At 55.6% G+C, this 12,673-nt stretch carries 9 protein-coding genes; 8 read left to right on the top strand and 1 reads right to left on the bottom strand.

Going from position 1 to position 12,673, the window contains the following annotated elements; translation table 11 throughout:
• The first annotated feature begins 168 nt into the window (after positions 1-168).
• From Q1B13_RS13825 to Q1B13_RS13805, 5 genes are all read left to right on the top strand, one after another.
• Entirely contained in the window at positions 169-693 is a 525-nt protein-coding gene (locus Q1B13_RS13825; RefSeq protein ID WP_299081250.1) for a GNAT family protein, read from the top strand.
• An 896-nt stretch (positions 694-1,589) separates the two neighbouring features.
• Positions 1,590-3,095, top strand: a complete 1,506-nt coding sequence (locus Q1B13_RS13820; RefSeq protein WP_299081253.1) for a trimethylamine methyltransferase family protein — start codon at positions 1,590-1,592, stop codon at positions 3,093-3,095.
• Positions 3,096-3,106: 11 nt separating this feature from the next.
• Positions 3,107-3,550: an SRPBCC family protein gene (locus tag Q1B13_RS13815; RefSeq protein ID WP_299081255.1), complete on the top strand. Its 444-nt coding sequence runs from the start codon at positions 3,107-3,109 to the stop codon at positions 3,548-3,550.
• Positions 3,543-4,247, top strand: a complete 705-nt coding sequence (locus Q1B13_RS13810) for a hypothetical protein (protein ID WP_298935835.1) — start codon at positions 3,543-3,545, stop codon at positions 4,245-4,247. The genes Q1B13_RS13815 and Q1B13_RS13810 overlap by 8 nt, the downstream gene beginning before the upstream one ends.
• Positions 4,248-6,665 (top strand): FAD-dependent oxidoreductase, encoded by a 2,418-nt coding sequence (locus Q1B13_RS13805; RefSeq protein WP_299081258.1) that lies wholly within the window; start codon positions 4,248-4,250, stop codon positions 6,663-6,665.
• Here the strand turns inward: Q1B13_RS13805 and Q1B13_RS13800 are convergent.
• On the bottom strand, positions 6,662-7,627 hold the full coding sequence (locus tag Q1B13_RS13800) for a LysR family transcriptional regulator (RefSeq protein WP_299081261.1): 966 nt from the start codon (positions 7,625-7,627) through the stop codon (positions 6,662-6,664). The genes Q1B13_RS13805 and Q1B13_RS13800 overlap by 4 nt on opposite strands.
• A gap of 59 nt (positions 7,628-7,686) precedes the next feature.
• Between Q1B13_RS13800 and Q1B13_RS13795 the strand changes: the two genes are divergently transcribed.
• The 3 genes from Q1B13_RS13795 (at position 7,687) to Q1B13_RS13785 (ending at position 12,647) form a co-directional block, all read left to right on the top strand.
• Positions 7,687-8,964, top strand: a complete 1,278-nt coding sequence (locus tag Q1B13_RS13795) for an aminotransferase class III-fold pyridoxal phosphate-dependent enzyme (protein WP_299081264.1) — start codon at positions 7,687-7,689, stop codon at positions 8,962-8,964.
• An 842-nt stretch (positions 8,965-9,806) separates the two neighbouring features.
• The gene (locus Q1B13_RS13790; RefSeq protein ID WP_298935945.1) at positions 9,807-11,750 is read left to right on the top strand and encodes an AMP-binding protein; all 1,944 of its coding nucleotides are present in this window, start codon (positions 9,807-9,809) and stop codon (positions 11,748-11,750) included.
• Positions 11,751-11,828: 78 nt separating this feature from the next.
• Positions 11,829-12,647: an ABC transporter ATP-binding protein gene (locus Q1B13_RS13785; RefSeq protein WP_298935830.1), complete on the top strand. Its 819-nt coding sequence runs from the start codon at positions 11,829-11,831 to the stop codon at positions 12,645-12,647.
• Positions 12,648-12,673: the final 26 nt, after the last annotated feature.

Raw genomic sequence — 12,673 nt, 5'->3', positions numbered from 1 at the left:
AAGGCTCTGATCCGGACCTTAGCTGCAAGGTCTGCCTATGACCGTAAGGCGGGAACGGCTGCCTTTCGCCCCGAATTTTCGTGTGTCCGGTTCAGATTGAGTTCATGTTTCGAACTGATAAGCTGGATTTAGACTGGATTTTTGGGCGAGGTTTAGAAAATTGAGACAGTGGGTTCCATCATAAAGCTGCGCGATCCAATTGATGCGGACGCACAGGTGCATTTCTCGTATCCGCCTGTAGCAGAGATTGTCCGAATGTATGGTGGTGAAACAACAAGCTTGCCCAAACCCGATCTGGACCGATCAAAACGGTGGCTCGAATGGTTGCGCGGTCACCCCTTTGCCAAGATCATTATCTGCGATGGCGGCCCTGTCGGGCAGGTGAGGTTGCACAGTTTGGATAGGGAGGACAAACGCGCGCGCTTGGCAATTGGGCTATTTGCTGAAGAGCATCTTGGGCGTGGTATCGGGCGAAAAGCAGTTCGTCTTGCCCTTGATCATGCTTTTGGAGACATGGGGCTGCATCGCGTCGACCTTCGGGTGTTGTCATTCAACAAACGCGCTATTCGTTGCTACGCTTCTTGCGGTTTTGTCCATGAAGGCACGGAGCGCGAAGCAGCGTGGATCAGTGGCACTTGGTACGACGACTGGATCATGGGCATTCTCGCGCACGAGCACACTAAAGGAACGTAGTAGATTTCGCTTTGATGGCGACCCGATCGAACAAGCTGCCATTCGCACGTCAAGCTGCATTGGTCGTGTAGGGCTCAATCCGGTCATCCGACGTTTTCGCTAGGACATTGAGCCGGTTCTGGCGACTTCAAGGTCTGCTGAGCGGGACAAACCCGTTATCCGCTTTGCACAAAACTCTCGCTTGTGAAGCAGTCAAAACAAACAAAAACATATACCATGCCTACGTCTGCGAGGCACACTTCATCACCGACTGAGTCTATCTGAGCGTAGAACGTCATTTCACTACCGCAGCTCTTGCAAACTTGCCTACTCTCAGCTTGGACAAAATCGGGCCTACCACCGATTTTCGAGCGTTTTCCGACGGATGCGGCAGCCCACGTGAAGCCAATTACTCGCTCAGCCTCTATTGTAGCTGCCTGCATAACAAGTGGGATTTCGGGAATCTTTTTCATAAGGCCTCGCTGACTGTTAGCCGCTGGTATCATGCTAAGGTGCACGCTTCGTCACAAGGCCAGTAAACGAATTTAGTTCAAAGTATTAGGGTTATGCCCGGTGGCTTTGGGCTCAGAGCGGTCATCTGACGTTTTCAATTGGACATTGAGCCAGTTCCGACGGCCTCAAGGTCTGTTCTGCGTGACGAAGCCGACATTTGGTTACTGCCAGCCAATGTCCGCCTTTCTAACTATGGGACAAGTGCGCTTGGCAATTAAAGCGGTGCTTTCTTTCGAGAATGGGAAACATGTGATCCTATCCGTCTAACTTTTCGCCCGGGTAAGGCATGCAATACGGCTATCATCCTGTATAGCTATTGGTGAAACTCTCTCACCATAATAGCCGTTTTATTGAATTTTCAACACAAGCCATATGCGCTCTAATACTTTCGTTGAGGTGTGCTGATGGTCAGACGGATACGAAAGCAACGTGAAACGGTAGACGGTATTCATCTGGATGCGTCACCGGCATTCCACGTTGGTGGGGATTTGCGCCCGCTGTCCCCGCCCGAATTGTCAGACATTGTGGCCCACGCTTTTGATATCCTTTCAACAGTGGGTATGGCGGGGCTGCCAAAGATGGCAACTCAGCGTGCATTGAAAGCAGGGGCGTGGCACCGCGCGGATGGGCGGTTGTGTTTCTCGGAAGACATGATCCGAAACGCGTTGGAACGGGCGCCTCGCCATGTCACATTGCCGGGTTTCACACCTGAAAGGGATTTACGGATCGGAGGCCGCCGTGTTCACATCGGCACCGGCGGAGCGGCTGTTCAGGTGCTCAATGCCGCGACCGGGGACTATCAGGACAGTCAGCTCAGCGACTTGTACGACCTGATGCGTGTGTTGGATGCGTCGTCAAACATCCACTATGGAGTGCGCCCTGTCGTGGCCCGAGATCTGAGCGATCCCCTAGAGCTTGACGTCAACACCGCGTTTGCTTGCCTTAAGGCGACGACAAAACCTATTGGCATCAGCTTTTGCGACCCAGACCATATCGATCCGATTGTTGATATGTTTGACATCGCACTTGGGCATCCTGGCGCCTTCCGCGACAGACCGTTCTGCATGGCTGTCATTGTCCATGTGGTACCACCTCTTACCTATGCGGCTGAAGGCATAGTGATGCTAGAGAGAGCTGTGCGGGCGGGCATGGTCCCACAGATATGCTCAGCTGGGCAAGCAGGAGCGACCAGTCCGGTCACTTTGGCAGGGGCGTTAGCGCAGGGGTTGGCGGAATGCCTCGCAGGGATGGTGGTGGTTGACAACATCAAAAGAAGTGCGCCCTGCATCTACGCACTGATGCCGTTCATTTCCGATCTGCGCACAGGTGCGATGAGTGGAGGCGGCGGAGAGGCTGCGATTGCAAATGCCGCCGCAGCACAGCTTCTGTCACATGTTGGCCTACCTTCAACCGTCTCGGCGGGAATGACGGACTCCAAACTTGTTGATGCGCAGGCCGGTTATGAAAAAGGCTACACTGTCGCGCTGGCCGGACATGGTGGGGCAGATATGATCAACCTCTCTGTAGGGATGCTCGGTTCCATCATGGTGGCCAGCCCAGAGGCGATGGTTATTGATGATGACATGTGTGGTGCCATCCTACGATCCATCAGAGGCATCGAAGTGAGTAAGGCCACGCTTAATCTGGAAGCTGTCGAACGAGTGGTCACCCATGATGGGCATTATTTGGGTGAAAGCGAAACGCTGAACCGCATGAAATCTGACTATCACTACCCCACTCTTGCTGACCGCCAGAGCGTCGGTGACTGGGTCTTCGCGGGCAGCCTCTCGATCTGGGATCAAGCCCGTAGTCGCGTGGCAGATATTCTCGCCGCCCCACCGCCCACGCACCTAAGTGCTGATGCAGAGGCACGTATCCGAACAAAATTTCCTATTCGCTTGAAGCCATAACAGGAGCCGCCATGCGCGTTTTTCGAAGTATGATCATTGATGTTGAAATCGACCGGGTCTGGGCTGCTGTGCGTGCCTTTGACGGCGTGGTGGATTGGAACCCCGGGGTGGTGGCTGCAACGCTGAAAAACGGGGCCGCCACGGCCACCGGCACCATTCGAAGGCTCGAGATCCCGGACGGTACGGTCTTTCGCGAAACCCTGCTGGCCCATTCTGACGCCGAGTATTTTTACACCTACGATATCATTGAAAGTCCGCTACCGGTGAGCACCTATATCTCAACCCATCGCTTCTTCCCCATCACGCACACGGGTCAGACATTGGGCGTTTGGGAAAGCCATTTCGACTGCGCCCCCGACGTCGCAGATGAGATGGAACGGATCGTCGGGGATGCGATCTACATTGGCGGCATGATTGGATTGAACGAATTTCTCAAGGAGGCACAGAATGGCTGATACTCTCGCCCCCCGCGCGGTGATTGGCGTCATGACGCCAGCTATGAACACTGTAGTGCAGCCTGAACTGGAGCTGCTGCGCCCGCCAGGTGTGACCAATCAGATGCAGCGTTTTCGATTGGGCGGCGATGCAGTGTCGGGCGATTTGCCGGATGAAGCGGATAAATTGATGGACTGCGCGCCATTGGCAATTGCGGTTGGATTGACCACAGATGCAGGCCCCGGCGGGCCGGACAAGCTGGCGAAGCGTTGTGCAGAAGTTTCGCGGCAAGTTGGGATTCCGGTGCTCGGGGCCTCTCAGGCGGACTACCAGGGCTTGCGTGCGCTGGGTGCAAAGCGCCTTGGCATTGTCACGCCGTTTAACGCCGAAGTGGACGCGGTAGTGAAAGCAAACACCGAAAGTGCCGGGTTTGAGGTGGTCGCCATCAAGGGCACTGAGGCACCGTCACTGCCCGCAATCTGCGAAACCCCGTTGGACGACATTCGCGCGGTCTTCGCTGCGGTCGCTGCGTCCGAGTGTGACGTCATCTTGCAAGTCGGGACCGCATTGCCGGTGGTGGCCATGATCGCCGAACTTGAAGCGGAACATCGCAAACCCATCGTGGCCTGCAATGCAGCTGTTTACTGGCAGACGCTGCGCACGGTCGGGATCACTGATCCGATCCATGGATTCGGAAGATTGCTGGAGGCGCACTGAATGCGGACCCATGCGCAGGTTGTCGTCATTGGTGGGGGCGCGGTCGGTGCAGCCATCCTATATCATCTGGCCAAAGCGGGCATAACCGACACCGTTCTGCTGGAAAAGAACGAACTGACGGCCGGGTCAACCTGGCATGCTGCTGGAAATATCCCAACCTACGCCAATTCTTGGCTGGGCATGCGCGCGGGTAACTACGCGTGGCGACTTTACAAAGAACTTGCCGATAACCCTGACGCGCCAATCACCTACCGCCACACGTCGGCAATCTGGCCCGCGCATACACCGGAACGCATGCAGCTTTTTCGGCATCTTTGCGGTGTGTCGCGGTCGGCAGGCTTTGACCTGGCGATGCTCGACCCCATTGAGATTGAGCAGATGCATCCCTATTGGAAAGCAGACGACACTGTTCTAGGCGGCGTTCTTGACCCGTACGAGGGCGACATCGACCCAAGCCAGTTGACCCAGGCCTTGGCGAAACATGCCCGCGCCATGGGGGCGGAGGTGAAGCGGTTTACGACCGTCACGGGGTTGCACCAGCGTCGATCTGGCGAATGGGAGGTTGAGACACCTTCTGGCACACTTATTGCGGGCACTGTCATCAATGCCGCAGGCTCAAACGGCGCAAGGATTGCGGCGATGGCGGGGATGCATGTGCCAGTGGTTACGCTGGAACACCAATACATGGTGACTAGCCCACTGGCTGCATTAGAAAAAGACACGGCCGTCTTCCCCCTCATCCGGGACCCTGACATTCGCTTTTATCTGCGTCGCGAACGCAATGCCTTGCTGCTCGGCTCTTACGCGCACGAAGGCCGCCCGGTCTGGCAAGACGGCGTGCCCCAAGATTTTGACCATCAGCTCTTTGCCGATGACATCGACGGGATGATGGCCGTGTTCGAGGCGGCGGCATCTCATGTGCCGCTGCTTGCCGAGGCGGGGGCCCAGCGGTTTGTCAATGGACCGATCCCTTATTCGCCTGATGCGTTGCCCTTGGTTGGTCCAGCGGCGGGTGTTCGCAACTTTTATCACGCGACAGGTGTGCAGATCGGCATCACGCATTCCGCCGCGATTGGCAAAGCCATGGCTGAATGGCTGTCGGTAGGCGAGACCGAATGGGATCTGTCTGCTTGGGATCCGCGCCGGTTTGGTTCATGGACTACACAAGACTACGCTTGTGCGCGCGCGTCGGAGCACTATGATTTGCAATATGCGATCCCTTATCCGCATCGGATTATGGAAACCGGTCGTCCCGTAAACCAAACCCCACTTTATGAACTTCTGGCCCAGCAGGGAGCTGTCTTTGGCCAGATAGGTGGCTGGGAGCGCGCCTTTTGGTTCAGTCGCGATCAGGCAAGCGATGCCCACGCACTGAGCTTTGCCCATGAGCCCTGGCAGGATGCGGTACGGGTCGAATGTGAGACCGTGCGCGACCATGTCGGCGTGATGGACCACGGCGGATTCACCAAGTTCACCCTAGAAGGGCCAGAAGCAGCCAAGGTGCTGGACAGGGTGTTCTGCGGCACACTGCCCCCCGTCGGTCGCGTGCGCCTGTCTTACATGTTGACCCCGCTGGGCCATATCTGGTCTGAAGCAACAATTGCCCGATTGGCTGACGACAAATTCATGTTGTGCGGCCCAACGATGGCAGTCGACCGTGACTTTGACTGGCTCTCAGCCGCGCTGGGTGATGCCGATGCCATATTGACCAAGGGCTATTCTCAGGACGGCGCATTGCTGGTGATGGGGCCAAAGTCACGCGAACTTTTGCAGTCGCTGACAACGGCCGACCTGAGTGCGACCAGCGCGCCATGGATGAGCGTCGCCGAGATCAATATTGCAGGCGTTCCCGTCACGGCGATGCGTGTAAGCTATGTTGGGGAATTGGGCTGGGAGTTGCATGTCGCCTCAGCCCATTTGACACTTCTCTATGATGCGATTTGGCAGGCAGGTGCCGCGCGCGGCATCTGCAATTTTGGCTCCTATGCACTAAATGCTATGCGGATCGAAAAGGGGTATCATGGCTGGGGTGCGGATTTTGGAACCGAAAATACGCTGTTTGATGCGGGCCTGTACAAATTTGCCAAAATTGGCAAAGCTGACTTCACGGGTTGCACTGCCGTAGCGCAACAAGCAATGCGACAGGCAGACTGGGCTTTCATAGGGCTGGAAGTCAACGACCCCGGACCAGAGCCGCTACCTTCCGACCCCATCATCCTAGAGGGTCGAGCCATTGGGTACCTTACTTCCGTCTCGATGGGGTATCGAACGGGGAAGCTTCTGGCGCTTGGGTACGTGGAAAACGGTACGCTGGAGATGGGCGGCACCTGTTTCGTTCAGGCGTTCGGAGTGATGCGCACTGCCACTCGCCACTCGCATCATGTCTACGATCCGCGCAACGACAGATTGCGATCCTAGCCAAAACCACCGTTGATCGATGACCATTGGGCAAGGGCTTCGGCCACATCCAGAATGGGGCCCGCGTGCTTATCTTCTGAGCGCATTAGCGCACCCCAGGGCACTTCTATACCGTCTTTGCCGACCCGCGCGCCGATGATGCGTCCCGCCTTGATTGCAGGGCGCACAGCCCAACCTGCCAGGACACTGCTACCCTGACCGGCCGCGACCAATTCAACGATAGCTTCGGGCATTTCCACCATCGCCGTCCACTGCGGATACCTGCCTGACGGACGAAAGAGGCGGGCAAACTCGCGGTCAGGTTCTGGCGTTAGCGTGTAGGTTATAAAGTCCTCACCTTCGATGTCGTCCCCTTCAACATAGGCCTTTCCGGCAAGCGGGTGATGGGGCGGAAAGATGAACATCAGCTCATCTTGGAACAGTGAAATCCGATGCGTGCCGATCGGGGTCGCACCCCCTGACGTCAACACTATGTCAGCGTGTCGGTTGGTCAGTGCGCGAACCGGTTCGCGGGTGACACTTGCCATAACCTGAAGCTCGACACCGGGCAGGTGGGTTTGCAGATACTTGGTAAACCCGGGCAGCCAGTGATACGAGCTGTAAGCCTCAACCGCGATGCGAACGACGTGTTCAACTCCGCGATCCATCCGTCGCACATCGCCTTCTGCACGGTCCATTTCGGACAAAACCCGATCCGCCACATCGGCTAGGTATTCTGCCGCCGGGGTCATGCGCAATCGCTTGTGTATGCGTGTAAACAGCACCAGATCAAGCCGCCGTTCGGCCTCTTTGATACGATGCGAAAGTGCGGACGGTGTGACGCCTAAGGCTTCTGCTGCATCGCTGACACGCCCGTGTTCCGCGATCGCACGGATCATCTTGAGGTGACGTAAATCTAGAAAGGGGCCTTCAGACATCATTTTACCTGAGAGAGATTCATCAAACCACCTGATTTTCTTCATTGCTTTTCATCTCTGGTCAAGCCGAAACTTTGACCAAAGACGCACTGCAGGAGAACCACATGACGCAGACAAGTCAGCAAGAGTGGCGCGAAAGGGCACAAAAGGTGCTGCCCGCCGGTGGGTTCGGGAACTATGATCCAAAAGTTATTCTCAAAAAGGGACGTGGATCACGTGTTTGGGATGAGGACGGAAATGAGTATATCGATTTCCTGATCGGTTCAGGTCCGATGTTGGTGGGGCATAACCATCCCGAAGTCATGGAGGCTGTGCAGGCCCAACTGGCTGACGGCGCGACATTTTTCACGTCAAACGCGGTGGGTATCGAATTGGCGGAAGTCATCTGCGATGCGGTGCCCTGTGCAGATCAATTGCGCTATGTTTCAACCGGATCAGAGGCTGACATGTACGCCTTGCGTCTGGCACGCGCGCATACGGGGCGCGATCTGATCCTGAAGTTTGAAGGTGGATATCACGGCATGTCGGGCGAGGCATTGATGAGTATGGCCCCCCAGAGTCTCGCCAACTTTCCGATGCCCGTGCCAGATTCAGCAGGCATTCCGCAGAGTACGCGCGATGGCGTAATCGTGGCACCCTTCAATGACATCACCTTTGCCCGGCAAATCATTGCAGAACATGCCGACACACTGGCGGGCGTCATTGTCGAGCCCCTGCAGCGACTGATCCCGCCTGTCCCGGGATTTCTGGAAGCACTGCGCGAGGAGACGACCCGTTATGGGATTGTCTTGATCTTTGATGAGGTTGTTACCGGGTTCAGGTTGGCATTGGGCGGAGGGCAGGAACTCTATGGTGTCACGCCTGATCTTTGCACATTGGGTAAAGTGATTGGAGGAGGTTTCCCGCTAGCTGCGATTGCTGGCACGTCCGAGGTGATGTCGCACTTCGACATTGAGAAGGTGGGTCAAGAAAAGTTCACGTTTCAGGTAGGTACGCTGAGTGGCAACCCGGTAGCGTCAGCGGCAGGTTTGAAGACCTTGGAAATACTGAAACGGGAGGCCGCTTATGATACCCTGCGACAGGCAGGTCGGAGATTGATGACGTCTCTTGAAAGTGCGGCCAAGAAGGAGGGCATTCCCGCGGTGGTCGTTGGTGACCCTGTTCTCTTCGATATCGTATTTTCTGCAGGGCCAATAGATGACTATCGAGATACCCTTAATACCAACGCAGAATTTCAGAGAATGTTTAGTGTATCACTGCGGCGTGACGGCATCTTAAAGGCTCCAATGAAGTTCTACAGTTCCCTGGCGCTTACTGGAGACGACATTGCCACAACAGAAGAGGCTATTTCAGGCGCTATGGAGGCCTGCGCCCAGCTTTAATTGACCCCAACGAGTGATAGGCAGTCTTGGTCGATACAAAAGAGATCAAAACAAACCAGCCAATGCGCGCCTTGCAATACCATTCAACCGTTGATCCACCGTGCAACATCAGTTTGGGCTCGAACCGGTCATCTGATGGTTTAATTGATCATCGGGTCGGTGCAGACGGCATCAAGGTCCGGCTAGCGGACTTTGCTACCATTTGAGGTAGAGTGTGTATGACTAATTGGTGGACCGGAGACTGAAATGTTGAAAAACTTGTTTTTTAACTTCGAAGGAGAGCTTGAGCAAAACTCAGTGCGGGCATTCGTCTTCCTGTTGGCGTCGCATTTCGCGTTCTTTTTGTTGTTGATCTTTGCAACCTCTACATTCCCAAATCGTGATGTCCTCGTTGCAAATATTGTGATCTGGATTTGGCTATTTTGGATAGTGTATCTTGGTGTGCCGACCGTTAGATACTTGAATAGAAAGTTTGGGAGCATGAAGTAGCTCAGGGCTCGAGCGAGATATTCGACGCGCCTCGTATCAATACCCAATCTCCAACCTCATCAACCTCACGGCCGAAGCTTGACATCACGCCCGGTGCAGACTGACGTTTCGCTTATCCCCAGAGTTTTGCGAGTTGTAAGTTTTGCTCAGATCAAAAGATCGCCTCTCCACACCTGTTACAATTCGTAAGAATTGAGAAAACATCAGGAAAAAGTTGACGCTGATCGTGCAGCTGTCCCTAATCGGGGCGTTGGCGTCCGGGCTGTGTTCCGGGTCCGCCGTTTCCGGCCTAGAGGAAGGGCTGGATGGGGAGGAGAGAAAGATTGGCTCAGACGCAGTCGGGCGCTGAAGGGATGCACTCTCTTCCGGCGCTGCTACATCGCAATGCGGCACAATTCGGGGACGCCCCGGCGTACCGGGAAAAGGAATTCGGAATCTGGCAATGCTGGAGCTGGGCTGAGACATCTGCCGAAGTGCGCTCGCTTGCCCTGGGTTTTCTGGAAGTTGGCGTCGAGAAGGGTGACCATATCGCCGTGATCGGGCGTAACCGTCCGGCGCATTACTGGGCGATGGTCGCTGCACAAATGGTTGGTGCGGTTCCGGTGCCGCTGTACCAGGATGCGGTGGCCGAAGAGATGGCCTATGTGATGGAGCATTGCGGCGCGAAATATGTCGTCTGCGGTGATCAGGAGCAGGTCGATAAAGTCATCGAAATTCAGGAAAACCTAAGCCAGATCAAACACATCCTATACACCGACAAGCGCGGGATGCGGAAATACGATCATTCCCAGATGAATGCGCTTGAAGACATCATGGCTGAGGGGAATGCAGGGCACGCCCGTTTTGATGCGGAGCTGGACAAACGCATTTCCGAGATCACCTACGACGACACCTGCGTCATGCTTTATACCTCGGGCACGACAGGCAAGCCCAAGGGTGTCGTGCTGTCGAATCGGAATGTGATTGAAAGCGCCAAGAACTCGGCGGATTTCGATCATCTCAAGCGCGACGAAGACATCCTGTCTTATCTGCCGATGGCGTGGGTCGGCGACTTCATCTTCTCTATCGGTCAGGCCTACTGGTGTGGGTTCTGCGTGAACTGCCCCGAGAGTGCGGAAACCATGATGACCGATCTGCGTGAGATCGGGCCGACCTATTTCTTTGCCCCACCGCGCGTATTCGAAACTCAGCTGACCAACGTGATGATCCGCATGGAAGACGCAGGCAAGCTGAAGCAGCGGATGTTCCACCACTTCATGGCCCATGCCAAGAAAGTTGGTGGGTTGTTGTTGGATGGCAAGCCGGTTGGCTTTGGTGACCGTTTGAAATACGCGCTGGGCAATATGCTGGTTTACGGGCCGCTCAAGGACACTTTGGGGTACGGCCGTTTTCGCGTCGGGTACACGGCGGGTGAAGCCATTGGGCCAGAAATCTTTGACTTCTACCGGTCTTTGGGCATCAACCTGAAACAGCTCTACGGCCAGACCGAAGCCACGGTATTCATCACCGTCCAGCCGGATGGCGAAGTGCGGGCCGACACGGTCGGCGTGCCAGCGCCGGATGTCGAGCTGAAGATCGATGACACAGGCGAGATCTACTATCGCTCGCCGGGTGTGTTTGTGGAGTATTTCAAGAACCCCGATTCCACGGCTTCGACCAAGGATGCCGAGGGTTGGGTCGCCACGGGTGATGCCGGGTTCATAGAAGAAGGATCGGGCCATCTGCGCATCATCGACCGGGCCAAGGATGTTGGTAAAATGGCCGATGGCTCGATGTTCGCGCCGAAATATGTCGAGAACAAGCTGAAGTTCTATCCCGATATTCTGGAAGTTGTACTGTTTGGGAACGGCAAAGATCGCTGTGTCGCCTTCATCAATATTGACCTGACCGCGGTCGGGAATTGGGCAGAACGCAACAACATTGCCTATGGGTCTTATCAGGAACTGACGGCAAATCCCCGTGTATTAGAGACGATAAAATCCCACGTGGAAGAGGTGAACAAATCTGTTGCTGCCGACGAAATGCTGTCAGGCTGTCAGGTGCATCGCTTTGTGGTGTTGCACAAGGAGCTGGATGCGGATGATGGTGAGATCACCCGCACGCGTAAAGTGCGACGTGGATTTGTCGAGGACAAATACGCTGACATCATCGCGGCTTTGTATGACGGATCTTCGAGTGTCTCGACCACCACCGAAGTGACCTATGAGGACGGCCGCAAAGGCTCGATCAGCGCAACGCTTGAAATCGTTGATGCGCCGGTTGTCGCGGTGGCACAGCATAAGGTTGCGGCGGAATGAGGGTCGGAGGTGCGCCGCTCGACCTGCGGTCATCGCCCCGCCCACAGTCCCGTTTTCGTGTAGTTCAAGGAGCCACACATGCTTGATGCAGCTGATGGATATGTCACCGAGGATGGCCGCCAGATCGGCGGCGTGGTGATGGAGATGAAGAACATCACTCTGCGGTTCGGCGGCGTTGTGGCGATCAAGGATATCTCGTTCGACATTCGCGAAGGCGAGATTCGTGCCATTATCGGTCCAAACGGGGCTGGCAAGTCCTCGATGCTGAATGTGATTTCGGGGTTTTATGTCCCGCAAGAGGGTGAGGTCTGGTTCCACGGGGCCCCACGCCCGCAAATGCGTCCCTATGAGGTTGCGCGTCAGGGGATTGCCCGAACGTTCCAGAACATCGCCTTGTTCGAAGGCATGAGCGTTCTGGACAACGTTATGACTGGGCGCTTGAACTACATGAAGACCAACATTTTTCAGCAGGCGCTGTGGAAAGGTAAAGCCGAAGCGGAAGAGACCGAGAATCGCGAAGCCGTTGAAAAGATCATCGACTTTCTGGAAATCCAGCACATCCGCAAGACGCCGGTGTCACGTCTGCCCTATGGCCTGAAAAAACGCGTCGAACTGGCGCGCGCCTTGGCGGCGGAACCCAAGCTTTTGCTGCTGGATGAGCCGATGGCGGGCATGAATGTCGAAGAGAAAGAGGACATGAGCCGTTTTGTCTTGGATGTGAATGATGAATTCGGCACCACGATCGCCCTGATCGAGCATGACATGGGTGTGGTGATGGACCTGAGCGACCGGGTGGTTGTGATGGATTACGGGCGCAAGATCGGCGACGGCACGCCGGACGAGGTGCGCAACAATCAGGAAGTCATCGACGCTTATCTGGGGGTCAGCCATGACTAAGCTCTGGGCGAAATTGGGGAGGGGCT

This window comes from uncultured Ruegeria sp., assembly GCF_947489545.1.
Lineage (GTDB): Bacteria > Pseudomonadota > Alphaproteobacteria > Rhodobacterales > Rhodobacteraceae > Ruegeria.
The sequence above is the reverse complement of the archived record's forward strand: the minus strand, read 5'-3'. Positions and strand labels throughout refer to the sequence as shown.